The following is an 18,868-nucleotide window of genomic DNA, read 5'->3' on the forward strand; positions in this document are numbered from 1 at the left end:
CCAGGGGGCCGGCCTCCCGTCACGAGCTGTGGATCACGGCCGCCAGGAGCCGGTGGTCTGGAACCTGTGCTGGTATTCCAGCGCGCCGTTCTTGTCGGCCACGTTGAACACCACCGTGCCCGCGCGTTTGCTGCCCTCGGGCAGGTTGTTGCCGGAGCCCAGGGTGTCGCCGCAGCCGGAGAGCGCGCTCGCCAGGCCGTTGGCGGTGGTGCCGTTGGCGGCCACCCAGTTGAAGTAGAACGGGTTGATGGAGCTCTTGCCCTTGGTCACCGTCGCGGTGACGTGGGCGATCAGGTACATGCCCTTGTCGGGGGGCGGGGCGTACGACCGGCAGCCCTTGGTCTCCGTCGTGAACCGGGTGACCGTGATCTCGATGGTGCCGTCGTCGTCGGAGACCACCAGGGTGGCGCCGGGCCTCAGGTTGAAGTTCTCGCCGTCCCTCGCCGCCGGGGAGGGGCCGTCCGGCTGCAACGTGATTCTCGGGGCGGCGGCCTTCTCCAGGTCGTTCGCCGCCTTGTTGGCGCCGGCGACGAGCGCGACGACACCGCCGACGCAGCAGAGCAGGGCCAGCACGGCCACCACGGCCACGACGATCAGGACGGTCTTGTTCTTCTTCGGCGGCGCGACCGGATGCGGCGCGCCGAGGGGATAGCCGGGCGCGCCGCCCGGGTAGCCGGGCCCACCGGGCGGCGGGTAGCCGGGCCCACCGGGCGGCGGGTAGCCGGGCCCACCGGGCGGCGGGTAGCCGGGCCCACCTGGCGGCGGGTAGCCGGGCCCGGCGGCCGGATACCCGGGCGTGCCGGACACCGGCGGGTACGGCGTGCCCGACGTCGGCTGGTGCGGGGCGGCCCACGGCTCGCCCGGCATCCCGGACACCGGCGGCTGCGGCACCCCGGAGACCGGCGGCTGCGGCACCCCCGAGACCGGGGGCTGCGCCCACGGCTCGCCGGGCGCGCCCGACACCGGGGGCTGCGGTGCCCCGGAGACCGGCGGCTGCGGCGCGGCCCACGGGTCGCCGGCCGGCTGCTGCGGCGGCACGGGCGGGAGCGGGGCCCACGGGTCGCCCGTGGTCTGCGGGGCGCCGGAGGTCGGCGGCTGCGGCGGGTGGCCGCCCTGGTCGGCGGGGAACTGCGGCATCGGTGCCGGCGGGTACGGCTGCGGCTGCTGCTCCGGGCTCGGTCGGTTCGGATCCTGCGGCCCGTAAGGGGGCGGGGGGTGACTCACCGTACTCCTAGGCACCTGACGACGACGGCAAACGCGGCTGACGCTACCGTGCGCGGACAACGGACCATCTTCGCGTCTCCGGCAGCGCCGCGCCGTCCCCTGTTCGGATTCCGTGCCCGGGTCAACCGGGCAGCAGCACGGCGGCGGTGCGGACCAGCGCGTCGTCCACCGCGAACCGGCCGGTGACCAGCGCGGGCGGACGGGCGAGCGGAGCCGCGTCGAGTCGCGCCGGGGCGATGCGGGCGGTGAAGGTGCCGGCGTCCGGATCCAACTCCACCAGCGCGTCGTGGAAGTCCAGCCACGTGCCGACGACCGGGTGCCACACCTTGTAGATCGTCTCCTTGGCGCTGAACAGCACCGCCGGCCAGGAGGTGCCCACCGGCAGGCGGGCGCACCGCTCCTGCTCCTCGGGCAGACAGATCAGCCGGCGTACGCCCGCGTTGAGCTCCCGGTGCCCCTCGGCGTCGATGCCGACCGACCGGACCTCGCCGGCGCGGGCGGCGACGGCCGCGCAGTAGCCCGCAGTGTGGGTGATGGCACCGACCACACCTGTCGGCCAGACCGGCGACCGATCTGCGGCCGTCGGCACCGCCACCGGGGGCACGCCCAGCGCGGTCATCGCCCGCCGGGCGCAGACCCGTCCGGCCGTGAAGTCGCGGCGGCGGCTGTCCACCGCGCGTTCGCTCAGGCAGGCCCGCTCGGCCGGCAGCAGCTCGCCGACCCAGTCCGCCGGCCCGGCCACGGCCACCGCCACGGACGGCGGCAGCAGGTCACGCATCGCCGCCTGCCGACAGGTACGACCGCACGCGCGCCCACCTGGCGTCGAGCCCGCCGGCCGGTGGCCGGTGCGGCGGCTGGCGGCCGGACCGCCGGGTCGGCGCCCCGTCCACGGTCGGCGTCGCGAGGGTCATGGTTGGTGAACGTACCGCAAGGTGTAACGCCGCAGCGTCCCGCGGCGCTGACAGGGCGTCGCCGGTGGGCGGGGTCGGTCCACTGTCGACCGGCCCGCCGGGGCGGGCCGCCACGTGATCCGGAGAGGGAGTGCGATGACCGGTGGTGCGGAGTCCTCGGCGTCCGGCACGGACGAGCACGCTCCACTTGCTCCCGGCTGGACCTGCGGCACGTGCGGGGCGGACTGGCCGTGCCCGGCCAAGCGGTCCCGCCTCCTGGAGGAGTACCGGCGGGACCGCGCCATGCTCAGCGTGTACCTGGGGTCCTGTCTCGCGGCCGCCGCGCAGGACCTGCCGCCGTCCGCCGGCACGTCCCTCCAGGACCGCTTCCTCGGCTGGCTGCCCCGCAACCCCCGGGCCTCCTGACGACCGCACCCCGGGGCGACCGGTCGCCCCGGGGTGCCCGGCGGTCAGTACGCGTGCGTCACCGTGATCGTGATGTTCGTGCAGGAGTTCGCCCGGCTGGTCAACGCGCTCTTCTCGGCGCTGTCGACGCTCAGCCGCCACCGGGTCTTCACCGCCACCCACTCGCCGACGTAGCGGCACTTCTCGTTGGTGGGCTGCCAGGTGGCCGGATCCTGGTCGCCCTTGGCCTGGTTGACGTTGTCGGTCACCGCGACCAGCGACCTGGCGTCGCCGAGGTCGTTGGCGAACGCCTGCCGCCGCGACGTGGTCCAGTTCCGGGCCCCCGAGTCCCATGCCTCGGCGAGCGGAACCATGTGGTCGATGTCCAGGTCGGACGGGTTGGTCCAGTAGGCGGCGTCGTAGTAGGAGCGCCAGCGCCCGCCGGTCAGTTGGCAGCCGGAGCCCACCGTGGGACGGGTGGTGGCCTCGGCGATCAGCACCTCGTACCGGGTGTTGCAGCCGTCGGAGTCCGCGTCGGTCCAGTGCGGGAACAGGTCCCGGTTGTAGCCGGTGCGTACCTCGGTGGCCACCGGCAGGTCGGCGACGAGGGTGCGCAGCGGCACCGAGACGGTGGCCGCGTGGGCGGGGGCGGACAGGCCGAGGGTGGCGGCGGTGACGGTGGCCAGCAGGCCGCCGGTCCAGCGGAGGGTACGGGTCATCGTGAACTCCGTCCGATCGATCGGGATGGCTGACAGTGCAACCGGCCCGGGTGCCGACGGACCGGACCCAGGGTTACTGGAGAACCAAATCGATCGATACGTTACGGGAAGTCTCCCATCGATGGGAATCCCGATCACTGCGAAATCTGGCAGATCCCGTTCCCGCTGCGGTGCCGATCCGTACCGTTTGCGCAAGATGACGGACCGTTAGGTGCCGGATGTAAACCATCCGTGCGGTGTCGCGTTGGTCGGAAATCTGACCGAAGTCGACCCGTTGTGCCAGTGGTAGGTGGTGGTTAAGCTCTTGATGCGCGCCCCAATCGCCCGCTTCCCCCGTGGCAGGCGATCGGGGCGCGCATCTACGTCGAACGGGCCCGCACGCCACCGCGTGCGGGCCCGTTCTTTTGTGCACCCGCCGCGCCGCCCGGGGCGCGCGGCGGGTGCCGTGCCGTCCGTCAGATCCAGCGGCCGTCCAGCCACATCCGCGCCGACCACTCGGCGTACGGCAGCACCTTCCCGACGAAGATCGGATGGAAGTACGCGAAGCAGAGCGCGACCAGCAGGACGTACGCCCCGGCGATCACCCCGCCGACCAGCCGACGGTCCCGGACCTCGTCCGACTCGACGCGGGCGGCGGCGGGGCCGCCGTCTCCCAGCTGCGCGGCGACGGCGCCCGGTGGACCGGCCGGTGTGATGATCGCGCCGAGCACGTAGACCACCGCCAGCACCAGGAACGGCAGGACCGGCGCGGTGTAGAAGGAGAACATCGTCCGGCCGTCGAGCGCGAACCAGAACCAGGGCAGCAGGCCGGCCGCCACGACGAGCAGGATCGCCCCCGCCCGCCAGTCCCGCCGGGCCAGGCCCAGCCAGGCCAGTGCCGCCAGCGCGGGCAGGAACGACCACCAGAGCAACGGGGTGCCCAGCAGCAGGATCTCGGAGGCGCAGCTCGGCGCCCCGCAGGGCCCGTCGCCAACCCAGTAGAAGGCGACCGGCCGGCCGAGCAGCAGCCACTGCCACGGCCACGACTGGTACTTGTGCGGGTCGTCGAGGCCGGCGTGGAAGCCGTACGCGGCCTTGTGGTACTCGATCAGGTTGTTCAACGCGCCGAAGACCGGGGTGTCGCTCAGCGGGGCGTTCGGGTAGCGCTCGGCCAGCCGGTAGTAGCCCTCGTCGCTGAGCAGCCAGCCGGACCAGGTGGCGACGTAGGTGAGCACCATCAGCACGCCGGCCAGCACCAGCCACGGCACCTCGTCGAGGAGGGCGTCCCGCCACGGGCGGCGTACGCCGGCGGAGCGGCGGACCCCGACCTCCCAGAGGATCACCAGCAGCGCGAAGACGGGCAGGAAGTAGAGCGCGCTCCACTTGACCGCGCAGGCGCAGCCGAACAGGACGCCGGCGGCGAGCCGCCACCACGGCCAGTTCCGCCAGCCGCCCGCCGGCCGCCCGGCCCGCCCGGGCCGGCCCGGGTCCAGGCCGGCCTCCAGCGCCCGGGCCCACCGGCGGCGCCGGGCGTCCCGGTCGAGCACCAGGGCGCCGAACGTGGCCAGCACGAAGAACAGCAGGAAGATGTCGAGCAGCGCGGTGCGGGAGAGCACCAGGTGGAAGCCGTCCAGCGCGAGCAGCAGGCCGGCGGCGCAGCCCAGCGCGGTCGAGCGGAACATCCGGCGGCCGATGCGGACCAGCAGCAGCACGGACAGGGTGCCGACGACCGCCGCCGAGACCCGCCAGCCGAACTCCGGCGCCGTCGTCATCAGGTGCCCCGGCACGGAGATGCCGTGCTCGGTGTCGGAGTAGCCGAAGGCCCACTCGCCGAACCCGATCAGCCACTTGCCCAGCGGCGGGTGGACCACGTACGACGGGCCGCCGTCCTTGTAGTTCCACTCGACGCCCTTGTCGATCAGCCCCCAGCCGTCCCGGGCGTAGTAGGTCTCGTCGAAGATCTTGCCCGGCGGGTGGCTCAGGCCGACGAAGCGCAGGATCGCCGCGATGGCGACGATCACGCCGGTGGCGAGCCAGGAACGCCCGTCCAGCCGGGCCTCGACGGTCGCCAGCCGCCGCCGGACCACGCCGGGGATCCCACCGGAAGCCGGGGACCTGCCCTCCGGCGGACCGCCGTCCGTGAGGTCCTGCCCCGCCTGGTCCGCGCTCTGTGCTGTCGACGCACTCGTCACCCGGCGATCGTAGGCTGCGAAGGTGCCCGGTGGCGCCCGTCGTCCCCGATACCGGTAAAGCCGTCGATGAAGGAGTTGCATCTCGTGGGTGAAAAGTCCGAAACCGGGCGCCTGGTCCTGCTCGGCGCGCCGCTCGGCAACCCCGCCGACGCCTCCGCCCGGTTCCGCGAGGTGCTCGCCGCCGCGGACGTGGTGGCCGCCGAGGACACCCGCCGGCTGACCCGGCTGGCCCGCGACCTCGACGTCACCGTCGGCGGCCGCATCGTGTCCTACTTCGAGGGCAACGAGGAGCGGCGCACCCCCGAGCTGGTCGACGTGCTGACCGCCGGCTACCTGGTCGCCCTGGTCACCGACGGCGGCATGCCGAGCGTCTCCGACCCGGGCTACCGGCTGGTCCGGGCCGCCCTCGACGCCGGCGTGCCGGTCACCGCCGCGCCGGGCCCGAGCGCGGTCACCACCGCCCTGGCACTGTCCGGCCTGCCCTGCGACCGGTTCTGCTTCGAGGGCTTCCTGCCGCGCACCGGCGGCGCCCGCCGGTCCCGCCTGCGGGCGCTGGCCGCCGAGGAACGGACGCTTGTCTTCTTCGAGGCGCCGCACCGGATCGCCGCCGCGCTCGCCGACCTGGCCGCCGCGTTCGGCGCCGACCGGCCTGCCGCGCTCTGCCGCGAGCTGACCAAGACGTACGAGGAGATCGTCCGCCGACCACTCGGCGAGCTGGCCGACTGGGCGGCCGAGGGGGAGCCGCGCGGCGAGATCACCCTCGTCGTGGCCGGCGCGCCCGAGTCGGCCCCCGAGCGGCCCGACGACGACACGCTGCGGGCCGCCGTCGCCGCCCGCGAGGCCGCCGGGCTGTCCCGCCGGGACGCGATCACCGAGGTCGCCACGGAGTACGCCCTGCGCCGCCGCGACGTCTACGCCGTCGTGCACGCCTGACGAAGCCGTGCGTCGGCGACCGGCGAAGGTGTCGGCCCCGGACCGGCTGGCCCGCCCCCGAAGCCGATCGGACAAGCGCCGCCGGCCCCGGCTAGCGGCGGTTGGCCCGCGAAACCAGATACCAGATCAGACCGCCGATGAGCGCGACGGACGTGACGAGACAGCACAGCGTGGCGATGTGCCATGGCTTGATGCACCCATGCCGGGCACCGTACCGGGGCCGCCGGCTGCCGGATGCCCCCCGAGGAGCCCCGCGGCCGATGGCGCGCTCAGCCGTTTCGGTGCGCCATCCGCGCACTGGAACGCGCAAACGTGGTGCGTCGCGCCAGGCGAAGCGAAGCGCCCGCCCCCGGCATGGGGACGGGCGCTTTCGCGCGTCTGCGGTCGGTCAGGCCCGCTTGGCGGCCTGGGTGACGAAGGCCCGCCAGGCGGTAGGGGCGAAGACCAGCGCCGGCCCGCTCGGGTCCTTGCTGTCGCGCACACCGACGATGCCGGCCAGGTTGTCGGCGACCTCGACGCAGTTGCCGCCGTTGTTACCGCTCTTGGTGCTCTTACGCCACTGCGCGCCGGTCAGGTCCATGTCTTCGCCGCTTCCGTGATCAGGGAGAGGGATTGAGCGCGGGACAGCGCGTCACCGTTTATACGCGCCCACCTGCGTTCGAGGGTAGCAATCTCCTCCTGCGACTCGACTATCTGCGCTTTTGCCTGGCCGTCTACGTGCGCCACCCGCGCGCCGTCCGGCATTTCCGCGATCGTGAACGGCCCGCCGTGGCCCGAGTAGATGCCCGCCTCAGCCGGCACGACGTGGACCTGTACCGATGGCAGGCTCGCGCATTGCGCGAGATGCTCGCACTGCGCCCGCATCATCGCCCGGTCGCCGCCGGCCGTGCGTCGCAAGACCATCTCGTCAATGACGGCGACGAGCAACGGCGGCCGGTCCCGGTGCAGGATCGCTTTCCGGGTGATGCGGGCCATCACGAGGTCGTCCGCCTCGGCCTGCGTCAGCGCCTCACCCGCGAGCGTCGCCCGCGCGTATGCCTCCGTCTGGAGTAGGCCCGGAGCCCACGCAAGCTCAAACCACCGCAGCGAAAGGGCTTCGCGCTCGATATCGGCCCACGCCCTAAACCACGGGGGCTCCCGCCGCTTCAGTACGTCCGGCCAAAGGTCCCCTACGTCCCGACCGAGAAGCGTGGCGATCTGGGAACGGTGGCGGGGGCGTGGCACACGTCCAGGGTTCACCCAGCGCTGCGCGGTCTTTGGATCAACCCCTACTTGACCTGCAAGGCTGTCTGCCGTCTCTCCCGCCTGCGCCATCGCCGCGATGAGTCCGTGATTCACAGCGCCTCCTGAATGGACGTCCCCCGCGTCCACCTGACCTTAACGAACGCTGTGTATCGGTCCCAACACATGGGGCAAGGTGGCTTTTCGAGACGGCGCGAGCCGGTGGAGGCACCCGAAGCCCGCCGGTCGTGCTGACGAGGGGGCCGCCCCGGGAAGCACTCGTGGCGGCCCTCTCACCGACTACCGGTGTGAGGGGGAGCCATGCCCGAGGACAGGCCGAAGCCTGCGGGAAAGCCCGCGCCGAAGGACGACCCGCCGCCGGCCCGACCGGTCGTGCCGGGGCCGATCGGCCCCTTCGTCCCGCCGTACCGGGGGCCGGGGCGCATGAACAACGCCGTTCCCGCTTCGCGCTGGCTCGACCGCTGGGACGTGGGCCGCCGATGAGCGCACGCAAGCCGCTCCCCGAGCGAAAGCTGAAGGCCGGGGACGTCGTCCACCTGGCCCGCGCCGCGTCCCCGCAGTTCACGAAGCCGATCTTCGTCCGCGTGATCCGCGAGATCCCCGAGCGGCACCCGCCGTACGGCTGGCTGTGGTTCGAGGGCTATCAGCTCGACGCGCACGGCGCCGCCGTGGCGAAGCGGGAGCTGTTCGTCCTGCGCGAGGGGGTGAGCTGGCAGCGTGCCACGCCCGGGCGAACCACCCCCCTGACCCGCCAGCCGCCCTCCCGCACACCCGTGGCGGTGGGCTGATGGTTTCCCGCCGAATCCTGCCGCATCTGCCGTCGCGGCCCACCTGGCGTTGCCAGTCGTGCGGGATCGCCTGGCCCTGCTCGGCGGCGAAGCTGCGGCTGCTGGCCGAGTACCGCGAGAACCGCACGGCCCTGATGGTCCACCTGGCGACGCTGAAGGCCGAGGCTGCCGAGCAGCTGGCCGAGCTGGACCGCGGCACCCCGTGGGGCGATCTCGACCGGCGCTTCCTGCACTGGGCGACGCCCGTCCTCTGACAGGGGTGAGGTGGCCGTCGGGCGGTCTGCCCGGGGCGCACCCGGCGGCACCACCCGGGAGTTCACCAGGCGGCGACGAGGAAGCCGGCGGTGATCACCAGCGGGCTGCCCAGGGCGACGGCCACGGCCCAGCGGCGGGCGCGGGGGTCGGCGATCCGGGCGGACCCGGTCCACCGGACGATCCCCGCGCCGCAGCCCAGCACCACCAGCAGGCCGAGCAGCCAGCGCAGGTGCCCGGCCGCGCCGGTGTCCGCGTACGCGGTGCCGCCGTCCGGGCCGGTCATCCGGGCCGGCAGGATCGTGCCGGTCGCGGTGCGCTCCGCGGCCACCCCGCTCACCCGCACGCCGTACGCGGTCCACGTGTCGTCGGCGGGGGCGAAGTTGCCGCGGCAGCGTTGCGCGAGGCCGGCACCGGTGCAGTCGGCGATCACCACCGTGCCCCGGGTGGCGTGCCCCACCGCCAGCCAGAACGGGCCCGCGCTGACCCAGGCGAAGAACGCCGCGACCAGGCTCAGCGCCAGCAGGGCGGCCAGCCCCGGCAGCGGATCGGGCGGACGTGGGGTGCGCCGGGCCCGCCGCCGCGCGGCATCCTCCCGGGCCGATCGCTCCCGCTCGTGCGGCGGTTCCTCCCGGATCGGCGTGCCGTCCCAGTGCACCAGCTCGATCGGCGGCCAGTACGCCCCGTCGGCACCGTCGGATGCGTCCCCGCCGTCCGGCGTACGCCCGCCGTCATCCCGGTCCGGCGCGTCGCCGGCGGACGGACGCCCCCGGCGGGGCCAGCGGTTCGGCTGCCGGACGGGGACCCGGCGCGGCACGGCGTCGACCGGCGCCCCGGTCGTGGGCTCCACCTCGACGGCGGGCGCGGCGGACGGCGGGGCCGCCACCGGTCCGGCGGCCTCGACGGGCGGTTCCGGTGGCGACTCCGGCGGCGCGGCGGCCTGGACCGCCCGGGGGTGCGGCGCGCGGGTGCCGCGCGGCGTCCTCCCCGCGCCGCCGTCCGTCGGGCCGGAGGGACGGTCGTCACGATCCCGGGCCGCTCGTCTGCCAGTCACGGCGTTCATTGCACCCCGCGACCAGGGAGTCCGCCGGCAGCTCAGGCCGCGTGTCGGCGACAAATCGGGCGAACATCGGACCCGGTCCCGCCGGGCCGCCGGGCCGGGGACCCTATTGGTTCGCGGTCACCGCGAGCGGGTCACTAGGCTTGCTGGTCATGAGTCACGTTCTCGCGGCGGTCGCCTGGCCGTACGCCAACGGCCCGCGCCACATCGGCCACGTCTCCGGTTTCGGCGTTCCCTCCGACGTCTTCAGCCGGTACATGCGGATGGCCGGGCACGACGTGCTCATGGTGTCGGGCACCGACGAGCACGGCACCCCCATCCAGGTGCAGGCCGACGCCGACGGGGTCACCCCGCGCGAGCTGGCCGACCGCTACAACCGGGTGATCGTGGAGGACCTGCACGGCCTCGGGCTCTCCTACGACCTGTTCACCCGCACCACCACCCGCAACCACTACGCGGTGGTGCAGGAGCTGTTCGAGGGGATGTACCGCAACGGCTACATCGTCCCGAAGACCACCATGGGGGCGATCTCCCCGTCCACCGGCCGGACGCTGCCCGACCGCTACATCGAGGGCACCTGCCCGATCTGCGGCTACGACAGCGCCCGCGGCGACCAGTGCGACAACTGCGGCAACCAGCTCGACCCGATCGACCTGATCGACCCGAAATCGCGGATCAACGGAGAGACCCCGAAGTTCGTCGAGACCGAGCACTTCTTCCTCGACCTGCCCGCCCTGGCCGACGTGCTGCGGCAGTGGCTCGACACCCGCGAGGGCTGGCGGCCCAACGTGCTGCGCTTCTCGAAGAACCTGCTCGACGACCTCCAGCCCCGGGCCATCACCCGCGACCTGGAGTGGGGCGTGCCGATCCCGCTCGACGGCTGGCGCGAGCGCCCCGACAAGCGGATCTACGTCTGGTTCGACGCGGTGATCGGCTACCTGTCCGCCTCGATCGAGTGGGCCCGCCGCTCCGGCGACCCCGAGGCGTGGCGCCGGTGGTGGTCCACCGACGGGGAGGGGAAGGACGCCCGCGCCTACTACTTCATGGGCAAGGACAACATCGTCTTCCACTCGGTCATCTGGCCGGCGCTGCTCTCCGGCTACTCGGGCGAGGGCAGCCGGGACGGCGCGCCGGGCGAGCTGGGCCGGCTCAACCTGCCCACCGAGGTGGTCTCCAGCGAATACCTGACCATGGAGGGGAAGAAGTTCTCCTCGTCGCGACGGGTCGTGATCTACGTCCGGGACTTCCTGGAGCGCTACGACGCCGACGCGCTGCGCTACTTCATCGCCGCCGCCGGCCCGGAGAGCAACGACACCGACTTCACCTGGGCCGAGTTCCTGCGCCGCAACAACGACGAGCTGGTCGCCGGCTGGGGCAACCTGGTCAACCGGTCCGTCTCCATGGCGGCGAAGAACTTCGGCGCGATCCCGCCCGTCGACCCGGCCGGCCTCACCGAGGCCGACGAGGCGCTGCTCGCGGTCGCCCGGGCCGGCTTCGCGACGGTCGGCGACCTGATCGCCCGGCACCGCCAGAAGCAGGCCATCGGCGAGGCGATGAGGGTGGTCGCCGAGGCCAACCGGTACCTCTCCGAGCAGGCGCCGTGGAAGCTCAAGGGCGAGGACGACAAGCCCCGGATGGGCACCATCCTGCACGTCGCCCTCCAGGTGGTCAGCGACGCCAACACGCTGCTCACCCCGTTCCTGCCGCACTCCGCGCAGCAGGTGCACGAGCTGCTCGGCGGCACCGGCGTGCACGCCCCGATGCCGGTCATCGAGGAGGTCGAGGACCTCGACGGCGGGCCCGCGTACCCGGTGCTGACCGGCGACTACACCGTCGGCGCGCGCTGGGAGTCCGTACCGCTGGAGGCCGGCCGGCCGCTGGCCGCGCCGAAGCCGGTCTTCCGCAAGCTCGACCCGTCGATCGTCGACGAGGAACTCGCCCGCCTGGCCGACTGACGGCCGCCTGCGTGCCGACGGGCGCGACCCCCGAGGGGGCCGCGCCCGTCGCCGTCGTGCCGGCCGCCACGCCCGGACCCGGAGCCGGTGGCGCGTCAGGCGCGGGCCATCGCCGGCGCGCCGATGAAGTCCATGATGCTGCGGTTGACCTCGGCCGCGTTCGTCCACGGGATGCCGTGCGGCGCGCCCTTCAGCGTCACCAGCTGGCTGCCGGGCAGCATCGGCTGCAGCCGCTGACCGGTCGCCGGGTACGGCAGCACCGCGTCGGCGTCGCCCTGCACGATCAGCACCGGCACGTCGATGCGGGACACGTCGCCCCGGAAGTCGGTCTGCCAGGCGTCCACGCTGTCGTGGGTGCCCTTCGCCGAGGCCCGGGCGCCGATCTCCCAGTGCGCCCGGAACGCCTCCTCGCTGACCAGCCTGCCCTTGTTCTCCTGGTAGTTGAAGAACGCCTCGCAGAAGGTGGTGAGGTAGGCGAACCGGTCGTCGATGATGGCCTGCTGGAAGCCCTGGAAGAGGCTCTTCTCGACCCCCTCCGGGTCGTCCGAGGTCTTCAGCAGGAACGGCGCGAGCGGGGCCAGCAGCACCGCCCGGTCCACCCGCTGCGAGCCGTACACGCCCAGGTAGCGGGTCACCTCGCCGGTGCCCATCGAGTGACCGACCAGGATCACGTTCCGCAGGTTCAACTCCGTCATCAGCACGTCGAGGTCGGCGGCGAACGTGTCGTAGTCGTACCCGGACGCCGGCTGCGCCGAGTTGCCGAAGCCCCGCCGGTCGTACGTGATCGTCCGGTACCCGGCAGCCAGCAGCGGTCCGACCTGCTTCTCCCAGGTCGCCCCGTTGAACGGGAAACCGTGGATCAGCACGATCGGCTGACCGGAGCCGTGGTCCTCGTAGTACAGGTCGACGGGGGCGGAGTTCTCCGTCCCCACGGTGATGAAAGGCATGCGCGTCTCCTGGTCACGTGACGGTCGGACGCCCGCGCTTTCCCACCCCACCCGGGGTTATGCCGCCCGGAACCGGCGCCCGGCCCTGATCAGAGCGCGTACGGCAGGTCCACCACCCGGTCGTCGGTGACCTCGGACGCGGGCGCCCACGTCTCGTGGACGCCCCGCTCCTGGCACTGCGCCCCGGTCTCCGCCACCGCGTCCGGGCCGGGCCGACGCAGGCGCAGGCGCAACCACCCGGACTCCTCCCGCAGCACCAGGCAGGGCACACCCCGCCAGTCGGCCAGCCGCAGCCGGCGGGCCGCCGACTCCACCGGGTACCGGGCGGCCCGGGTCATCGCCAGCACCCGGAACCCGCCCGGCTGGTCGGCCACCGCCTCGTACTCGCCGCCGGCGTAGCCGCCGACCAGCCGCGTGGAGCGGGGCGCCTCGCCGGTCGGCACGTACTCCTGGTCGGGGGACAGCCCCGGCACCGCCGCCAGCAGGTGCCGCCACTGCGGGCCGGCCATCCGCAGCCAGCCGCGCTGCTCGGCCTGGTAGCTGTAGAGCACCACCTCCACGCCGTCGGCCGGGTACGCGAGCAGGGTGGCGTTCGCCGGCATCGGCAGGTCCGCGAAGTCCCGGGTCACGAACTCCGGGACGAGCTGGGCGCTGCTGGGCACGAAACCGGTGCCGAGCACCGCCCCGCCCAGCCGGTCCCGGGGCGCGAGCGCGGTCAGCCCTCGGTGCTCCGCGCCGACCGGCACGTCGTAGTCGGCCGGGTCGGCCGCCCGCCAGCGCAGCGCGTACGTCACGTCCGCGCCGTCGGGACCGTCCGCGCCGTCGGTGCGCAGCACGGCCGTCGCCGACGGCGTACGCAGGTGCGCCACGTCGTGCTCCCGGTAGCAGAAACCGTGCGGCAGCCACCCGCGCACGTAACCGGCGAGCTGCCGCGCGGAGAGCACCTTCACCATCCGGGTGCCCCGCCGGATGACCGCGGAGTCGCGCACCGCCGCCAGCGTCGGATCCCCGGCCGCCGCGGGCTGCTGGCTGAGCTGCTGCACGTACGCCCAGCCCCGCTCCCGGTGCAGCGGCACCAGCAGCGGGGACTCCGCCTCGTCGCCCGGATCGGCCACGGGAGGCACGACGGTGACCTCGGTGGCGTGCACGAACCTGCGCCACGGCAGCGTGGCCCCGGGCCGGGGCGCCCACTCGAAGCCGGGTGCCTCCTCGGCACTGAACAGCTCGTACGCCGCGCCCCGGGCGATCTCCTCCGCCGGGTACACCACGCCCCCGTACGTCACACGCGGGCCGTTTCCACTGGCCTGAGGGGTGATGGTCACGCCGACGACGCTAGGCGCGAGATGTGCCGTCCCGGTGAACAGGCGGTGGCGTCCCCACGACGCGGGCCACCGGCGGTGTGTGATGCTGGCCGCGATGAGCGAGCCCACCGAAACCCGCAAGCAGCGCGCCGCCCGCCGGGCCGGGGAGTTCCCGCCCGTGCCCGAGCCGCTGCCCCGCCCCGTGCTGGACAGCCACACCCACCTCGACATCACCGTCAGCGAGGCCGGCGTGCCCCCGTGGTCGCCTGCGGACGGCGGTCCGGCCGACAGGGATCCGGTCGCCGTGGCCGTGGCCGTCGCCGCCTCGGTCGGCGTCGACCGGCTCGTGCAGGTCGGGGTGGACGTCGCCTCCTCCCGCTGGGGTGCCGACGTCGCCGCCGACCACCCGGCCGTGCTGGCCACCGTGGCGCTGCACCCGAACGAGGCCCCCCGCCTGCCCGACCTGGACGAGGCGCTGCGCGAGATCGAGGCGCTCGCCGCCCGCGACCGGGTGCGCGGGATCGGCGAGACGGGGATGGACTTCTTCCGCACCGGCGAGGAGGGACGCGCCGTCCAGGAGGAGAGCTTCCGGGCGCACATCGCCATCGCCAAGCGGTACGGCAAGACCCTGGTCGTGCACGACCGGGACGCGCACGCCGACGTGCTGCGGATCCTCGACGACGAGGGCGCGCCGGACACCGTGGTGCTGCACTGCTTCTCCGGCGACGCCGACTTCGCCCGCGAGTGCGTCCGCCGGGGCTACCTGCTCAGCTTCGCCGGCACGGTCACCTTCGGCAGCGCCGCCGCGCTGCGGGAGGCCGCCGCGCTGACCCCGGTCGAGCAGATCCTGGTGGAGACCGACGCGCCCTACCTGACCCCGATGCCGCACCGGGGCCGGCCGAACGCCTCGTACCTGATCCCGCTGACCGTACGGTCGCTGGCCGAGACGACGGGCACGGACCTGGACGAGCTCTGCGCCGCCGTCTCCGCCACCGGCGACCGCGCCTTCGGCCCCTGGTGAGAGGAAGGGCCCCTTCCTTCCACCTACGGCGGGCCGCATAGGCTACGGGGCGTGACCGGTCTCCTCGGCCCGGCGGAGATCCGGGAACTGGCCGCCCGGCTGGGCGTCACCCCCACCAAGAGGCTCGGCCAGAACTTCGTGCACGACCCGAACACCGTCCGGCGCATCGTCACCGCCGCCGGGCTGGCCCCGGACGACGTGGCGCTGGAGGTCGGTCCCGGCCTCGGTTCCCTCACCCTCGCCCTGCTCCCGGCCGCCGCGCACGTGCACGCCGTGGAACTCGACGCGACGCTGGCCGGCGCGCTGCCCGACACCGCAGCCCGGCACGCCGGGCCCGACGCCGCGCGGCTGACCGTGCACCACGCCGACGCGCTGCGCGTCCGCGCCGCCCAGTTGGCCGAACCCGCGCCGACCGCGCTGGTGGCGAACCTGCCCTACAACGTGGCCGTGCCGGTGGTGCTGCACCTGCTCGCCGAGCTGCCCAGCCTGCGGCACGGGCTGGTGATGGTGCAGAAGGAGGTCGCCGACCGGCTCGTCGCCGGTCCCGGCTCCAAGGTGTACGGCGTGCCGTCGGTCAAGCTCGCCTGGTACGCCTCGTCCCGCGCCGCCGGGAAGGTCCCGCCGAACGTCTTCTGGCCGGTGCCGAACGTCGACTCCGGGCTGGTCGCCTTCACCCGCCGCGAGCCGCCCCGCGCCGACGTACCCCGGGAACGGGTCTTCGCCGTGGTGGACGCGGCCTTCGCGCAGCGCCGCAAGACCCTGCGCGCCGCGTTGGCCGGCTGGGCCGGCGGCGCGGACCGGGCCGCCGACGCGCTCACCGCCGCCGGCGTCGACCCCGGCGCACGCGGGGAGTCGCTCACCGTCGAGCAGTTCGCCGCCATCGCCGCGTCGGCTCCGGCCGCCCCACCCGCCGCGCAGTAGGCTGACGCCCGTGACCGAGGCCTGGGGACCGGACGACGAGGACGAGCAGCGGCGGCGCGGAGCCAGCGGACCGGTGCGGGTCCGGGTGCCCGCCAAGGTCAACCTGCACCTCGGGGTGGGACCGCTGCGCCCCGACGGCTACCACGAGCTGAACACCGTCTACCACGCCATCTCCATCCACGACGAGCTGACCGCCCGCCGGGGCGACACGCTCACCCTGACCATGGAGGGCGAGGGCGCCGGCGAGCTGGCCCTGGACGACACCAACCTGGCCATCCGGGCGGCCCGCGCCCTCGCCGGCTACGCGGGGGTGCCGCCGCACGCCCGGCTGCACCTGCGCAAGCAGATCCCGCTGGCCGGTGGGCTGGCCGGAGGCAGCGCCGACGCGGCCGCGGCGCTGGTCGCCTGCGACACGCTCTGGGGGACCGGGCTGTCCCGCGACGAGCTGGCCCGGATCGCCGCCGACCTCGGCTCCGACGTGCCGTTCCTGATCCACGGCGGCACCGCGCTCGGCACCGGCCGGGGCGAGTCGGTCAGCCCCGTGCTGGCCCGCCCCACCACCTGGCACTGGGTCGTGGCCGTGGCCGACGGCGGCCTCTCCACCCCGGTCGCCTACCGGGAACTGGACCGGCTCCGCGCGGCCGGCACCGCCGGTGAGCCGCTGGGCAGCACCGACGCGCTCTTCGCCGCGCTGCGCCAGCGGGACCCGCGGGTGCTCGCCGCGGCCCTCGGCAACGACCTCCAGGACGCCGCCCTGGCCATGCGCCCGTCGCTGGCGGAGACGCTGAAGGCCGGCGAGGCGGCCGGCGCGCTGGCCGGCATCGTCTCCGGCTCGGGGCCGACCTGCGTCTTCCTCGCGGCGGACGCCGCCGACGCCGAGCGGATCGCCGCGGAGCTGGCCACCGCCGACGTGTGCCGCGAGGCGCGCACCGCGCACGGCCCGGTCCCCGGCGCGCGCATCGCCTGACCGGCCCACCCCGCCCCGATCCCGCGCTCCCGGCCCCGGGTACCGCCCTCTCCAGGCGGCGCCGGGTGGAGCCCGCGCCCGGCGGGCGGCGGGGCGGTCCGCGTACGCTGGAAGCTCAGGCGTCCCAGGTGCCGACCGGCACCGGGACGCCTTGATCATGGGAGGTGAGGTCGTGGCCAACATCGTCAACCTGGACCGGGTGTCCAAGGGCTACGGCGCCGCCGGGCCGCTGCTCACCGACGTCTCGCTCGGCCTGGACGACGCCGACCGGATCGGCGTGGTCGGCCTCAACGGCGCCGGCAAGTCCACCCTGCTGCGGCTGCTCACCCGCATCGAGGAACCGGACGACGGGCGGGTCACCCACCGCCGCGACCTGCGGGTCGCCTGGCTGCCGCAGAGCCTCCAGCTCGCCCCCGAGGCCACCGTCCGGGACGTGGTGCTCGGCACCGCCTGGCTCGGCGAGAGCATGGGCGCCGAGCACGAGTGGGCCGGCGACGCCGGCGTACGGGCCATCCTCGACGGCCTCGGCATGCCCCACCTCGGCCTCGACCAGCCCGTCGGCCCGATGTCCGGCGGCGAGCGGCGGCGGGTCGCGCTGGCCGCGCTGCTGGTCCGCGAGTCCGACCTGCTCATCCTCGACGAGCCCACCAACCACCTCGACGTCGGCGGCGTCGACTGGCTGGCGAGGTACCTCGTCGGCCGCAAGGGCGCGCTCGTCGTGGTCACCCACGACCGGTGGTTCCTCGACGCCGTCTGCACCACCACCTGGGAGGTCGCCGACCAGACCGTCCGGGCGTACGAGGGCGGCTTCGCCGCCTGGACCCTCGCCCGGGCCGAGCGGGAGCGGGTCGCCGCGGCCACCGAGGCCCGCCGGCAGAACCTGCTCCGCAAGGAGATCGCCTGGCTGCGGCGCGGGCCGCCCGCCCGCACCTCCAAGCCGCGCTTCCGCATCGACGCCGCCAACGCCCTCATCGCCGACGTGCCGCCGGTGCGCGACACCATGTCGCTGCAACGGCTCGCCACCGCCCGGCTCGGCAAGCAGGTGTACGACCTGGAGCAGGTCACCCTGCACGCCGGCCCGAAGGAGATCCTGCGCGACGTCACCTGGCAGGTCGGCCCCGGCGACCGGGTCGCCGTCCTCGGCCGCAACGGGGCGGGCAAGACCACCCTGCTGCGGATGCTGGCCGGCATCACCCGCCCCGACAACGGGCGCTTCGCCACCGGCTCGACCGTCCGGCCGGCCTTCCTCTCCCAGGAGCTGGCCGAACTCCCCGGCCACCTGCGCGTGCTCGAAGCGGTGGAGGAGGTCGCCCGGCGGGTGCAACTCGGCGACCGGGAGGTCTCCGCCGCCCAGCTCGCCGAGGTCTTCGGCTTCGACGACCGGCGGCTCTGGACGCCTGTCAGCGACCTCTCCGGCGGCGAGCGTCGCCGGTTGCAGATGCTCCGGCTGCTCGCCGGGGAGCCGAACGTGCTGCTGTTCGACGAGCCCACCAACGACCTGGACACCGACACCCTCGCCGCGCTGGAGGACCTGCTCGACTCCTGGCCCGGCACCGTCATCGTGGCCAGCCACGACCGGTACCTCATCGAGCGGGTCACCGACGTCGCGTACGGGATGTTCGGCGACGGCCGGCTGGTGCACCTGCCCGGGGGCGTCGACGAGTACCTCGCCCGGGCCGCCGGCCAACCCGGCCCCGCGATGCCGGAGACGGCCCCCGGGGGCGGCGCCGACACCCCCGCCGCGACCGGCATGTCCGCCGCCGAGGCGCGGCAGGCCCGCAAGGAACTGGCCCGGCTGGAACGGCAGGTCGCCAAGCTGGAGCAGAAGGAGGCGGCGCTGCTCGACCAGCTCGCCACGCACGCCACCGACTACGCGAAGGTCGCCGAACTCGACGCCCAGCTCAAGGAGCTGCGGGCCGAGCGGGAGCGGACCGAGGAGTCCTGGCTGGCCCTGGCCGAGGACATCCCGGCGACCTGAGTCGCCCCCCTGGTCGCGGCGCCGCACACCGGAGGCCCCCGTGTGCGGCGTCACACCCCGGGGTGCGGGACAATCGTCGGCGACCCCTCACCCG

Annotated in this window: 18 protein-coding genes; 9 read left to right on the forward strand and 9 right to left on the reverse strand. The window is 74.3% G+C overall.

Translation table 11 applies throughout. From position 1 onward, the window contains the following. Window positions 1-33 precede the first annotated feature (33 nt). Together ACN27A_RS25675 and ACN27A_RS25680 are read right to left on the reverse strand one after the other, a co-directional pair. A complete protein-coding gene (locus ACN27A_RS25675; protein WP_421457163.1) occupies window positions 34-1,224 on the reverse strand; it encodes a hypothetical protein in 1,191 nt (396 codons plus the stop codon). A gap of 121 nt (window positions 1,225-1,345) precedes the next feature. Further along, a complete protein-coding gene (locus tag ACN27A_RS25680) occupies window positions 1,346-2,002 on the reverse strand; it encodes a 4'-phosphopantetheinyl transferase family protein (protein ID WP_421457164.1) in 657 nt (218 codons plus the stop codon). A gap of 268 nt (window positions 2,003-2,270) precedes the next feature. Between ACN27A_RS25680 and ACN27A_RS25685 the strand changes: the two genes are divergently transcribed. Continuing rightward, complete coding sequence (locus tag ACN27A_RS25685; RefSeq protein WP_421457165.1) at window positions 2,271-2,540, forward strand: hypothetical protein; 270 nt, start codon at window positions 2,271-2,273, stop codon at window positions 2,538-2,540. A 44-nt stretch (window positions 2,541-2,584) separates the two neighbouring features. Here ACN27A_RS25685 and ACN27A_RS25690 read toward each other — a convergent pair whose 3' ends face one another. Both ACN27A_RS25690 and ACN27A_RS25695 read right to left on the reverse strand, forming a co-directional pair. Then, entirely contained in the window at window positions 2,585-3,238 is a 654-nt protein-coding gene (locus tag ACN27A_RS25690; RefSeq protein ID WP_421457166.1) for an HNH endonuclease family protein, read from the reverse strand. Between the two features lie 455 nt (window positions 3,239-3,693). Next, complete coding sequence (locus tag ACN27A_RS25695) at window positions 3,694-5,409, reverse strand: dolichyl-phosphate-mannose--protein mannosyltransferase (RefSeq protein ID WP_421457167.1); 1,716 nt, start codon at window positions 5,407-5,409, stop codon at window positions 3,694-3,696. A gap of 66 nt (window positions 5,410-5,475) precedes the next feature. On the opposite strand from ACN27A_RS25695, the gene rsmI reads away from it, so the two are divergent. Next, a complete protein-coding gene (rsmI, locus tag ACN27A_RS25700) occupies window positions 5,476-6,342 on the forward strand; it encodes a 16S rRNA (cytidine(1402)-2'-O)-methyltransferase (RefSeq protein ID WP_370518919.1) in 867 nt (288 codons plus the stop codon). A 388-nt stretch (window positions 6,343-6,730) separates the two neighbouring features. On the opposite strand, the gene ACN27A_RS25705 is transcribed toward rsmI, so the two are convergent. Together ACN27A_RS25705 and ACN27A_RS25710 are read right to left on the reverse strand one after the other, a co-directional pair. Beyond that, on the reverse strand, window positions 6,731-6,922 hold the full coding sequence (locus ACN27A_RS25705) for a DUF397 domain-containing protein (RefSeq protein ID WP_421457168.1): 192 nt from the start codon (window positions 6,920-6,922) through the stop codon (window positions 6,731-6,733). Next, a complete protein-coding gene (locus tag ACN27A_RS25710) occupies window positions 6,913-7,680 on the reverse strand; it encodes a DUF5753 domain-containing protein (protein ID WP_421457169.1) in 768 nt (255 codons plus the stop codon). The genes ACN27A_RS25705 and ACN27A_RS25710 overlap by 10 nt, the downstream gene beginning before the upstream one ends. A gap of 383 nt (window positions 7,681-8,063) precedes the next feature. Here ACN27A_RS25710 and ACN27A_RS25715 point away from each other — a divergent pair, with 383 nt between their 5' ends. Continuing rightward, entirely contained in the window at window positions 8,064-8,372 is a 309-nt protein-coding gene (locus ACN27A_RS25715) for a hypothetical protein (RefSeq protein WP_421457170.1), read from the forward strand. Further along, window positions 8,372-8,626: a flavin reductase gene (locus ACN27A_RS25720; protein WP_421457171.1), complete on the forward strand. Its 255-nt coding sequence runs from the start codon at window positions 8,372-8,374 to the stop codon at window positions 8,624-8,626. The genes ACN27A_RS25715 and ACN27A_RS25720 overlap by 1 nt, the downstream gene beginning before the upstream one ends. A gap of 62 nt (window positions 8,627-8,688) precedes the next feature. Here the strand turns inward: ACN27A_RS25720 and ACN27A_RS25725 are convergent, their stop codons facing one another. Further along, window positions 8,689-9,687, reverse strand: a complete 999-nt coding sequence (locus tag ACN27A_RS25725; protein WP_421457172.1) for a hypothetical protein — start codon at window positions 9,685-9,687, stop codon at window positions 8,689-8,691. 149 nt (window positions 9,688-9,836) lie between these two features. On the opposite strand from ACN27A_RS25725, the gene metG reads away from it, so the two are divergent. After that, a complete protein-coding gene (metG, locus tag ACN27A_RS25730) occupies window positions 9,837-11,639 on the forward strand; it encodes a methionine--tRNA ligase (protein ID WP_421457173.1) in 1,803 nt (600 codons plus the stop codon). A gap of 95 nt (window positions 11,640-11,734) precedes the next feature. Here the strand turns inward: metG and ACN27A_RS25735 are convergent, their stop codons facing one another. Together ACN27A_RS25735 and ACN27A_RS25740 are read right to left on the reverse strand one after the other, a co-directional pair. Then, window positions 11,735-12,586 (reverse strand): alpha/beta fold hydrolase, encoded by an 852-nt coding sequence (locus tag ACN27A_RS25735; protein ID WP_421457174.1) that lies wholly within the window; start codon window positions 12,584-12,586, stop codon window positions 11,735-11,737. 89 nt (window positions 12,587-12,675) lie between these two features. Next, the gene (locus ACN27A_RS25740; RefSeq protein WP_421457175.1) at window positions 12,676-13,908 is read right to left on the reverse strand and encodes a hypothetical protein; all 1,233 of its coding nucleotides are present in this window, start codon (window positions 13,906-13,908) and stop codon (window positions 12,676-12,678) included. A gap of 82 nt (window positions 13,909-13,990) precedes the next feature. Between ACN27A_RS25740 and ACN27A_RS25745 the strand changes: the two genes are divergently transcribed. The 4 genes from ACN27A_RS25745 to ACN27A_RS25760 all read left to right on the forward strand — a co-directional run bounded on the left by ACN27A_RS25745 (window position 13,991) and on the right by ACN27A_RS25760 (window position 18,774). Then, the gene (locus tag ACN27A_RS25745; RefSeq protein ID WP_421457176.1) at window positions 13,991-14,908 is read left to right on the forward strand and encodes a TatD family hydrolase; all 918 of its coding nucleotides are present in this window, start codon (window positions 13,991-13,993) and stop codon (window positions 14,906-14,908) included. 51 nt (window positions 14,909-14,959) lie between these two features. Beyond that, window positions 14,960-15,829: a 16S rRNA (adenine(1518)-N(6)/adenine(1519)-N(6))-dimethyltransferase RsmA gene (rsmA, locus tag ACN27A_RS25750; RefSeq protein WP_421457177.1), complete on the forward strand. Its 870-nt coding sequence runs from the start codon at window positions 14,960-14,962 to the stop codon at window positions 15,827-15,829. Between the two features lie 10 nt (window positions 15,830-15,839). Further along, complete coding sequence (locus ACN27A_RS25755) at window positions 15,840-16,796, forward strand: 4-(cytidine 5'-diphospho)-2-C-methyl-D-erythritol kinase (protein WP_421457178.1); 957 nt, start codon at window positions 15,840-15,842, stop codon at window positions 16,794-16,796. Window positions 16,797-16,968: 172 nt separating this feature from the next. Beyond that, window positions 16,969-18,774: an ABC-F family ATP-binding cassette domain-containing protein gene (locus ACN27A_RS25760; RefSeq protein ID WP_421457179.1), complete on the forward strand. Its 1,806-nt coding sequence runs from the start codon at window positions 16,969-16,971 to the stop codon at window positions 18,772-18,774. Window positions 18,775-18,868: the final 94 nt, after the last annotated feature.

Source organism: Micromonospora sp. WMMD737 (genome assembly GCF_049179055.1).
GTDB lineage: Bacteria > Actinomycetota > Actinomycetes > Mycobacteriales > Micromonosporaceae > Micromonospora > Micromonospora reichwaldensis.

Coding starts and splice junctions, on each gene's coding strand:
- ACN27A_RS25680 (WP_421457164.1), bottom strand. CDS start 2,002: ATGCGTGACCTGCTGCCGCCGTCCGTGGCGGTGGCCGTGGCCGGGCCG.
- ACN27A_RS25685 (WP_421457165.1), top strand. CDS start 2,271: ATGACCGGTGGTGCGGAGTCCTCGGCGTCCGGCACGGACGAGCACGCT.
- ACN27A_RS25690 (WP_421457166.1), bottom strand. CDS start 3,238: ATGACCCGTACCCTCCGCTGGACCGGCGGCCTGCTGGCCACCGTCACC.
- rsmI (WP_370518919.1), top strand. CDS start 5,476: ATGAAGGAGTTGCATCTCGTGGGTGAAAAGTCCGAAACCGGGCGCCTG.
- ACN27A_RS25705 (WP_421457168.1), bottom strand. CDS start 6,922: ATGGACCTGACCGGCGCGCAGTGGCGTAAGAGCACCAAGAGCGGTAAC.
- ACN27A_RS25715 (WP_421457170.1), top strand. CDS start 8,064: ATGAGCGCACGCAAGCCGCTCCCCGAGCGAAAGCTGAAGGCCGGGGAC.
- ACN27A_RS25720 (WP_421457171.1), top strand. CDS start 8,372: ATGGTTTCCCGCCGAATCCTGCCGCATCTGCCGTCGCGGCCCACCTGG.
- ACN27A_RS25725 (WP_421457172.1), bottom strand. CDS start 9,687: ATGAACGCCGTGACTGGCAGACGAGCGGCCCGGGATCGTGACGACCGT.
- metG (WP_421457173.1), top strand. CDS start 9,837: ATGAGTCACGTTCTCGCGGCGGTCGCCTGGCCGTACGCCAACGGCCCG.
- ACN27A_RS25735 (WP_421457174.1), bottom strand. CDS start 12,586: ATGCCTTTCATCACCGTGGGGACGGAGAACTCCGCCCCCGTCGACCTG.
- ACN27A_RS25745 (WP_421457176.1), top strand. CDS start 13,991: ATGCTGGCCGCGATGAGCGAGCCCACCGAAACCCGCAAGCAGCGCGCC.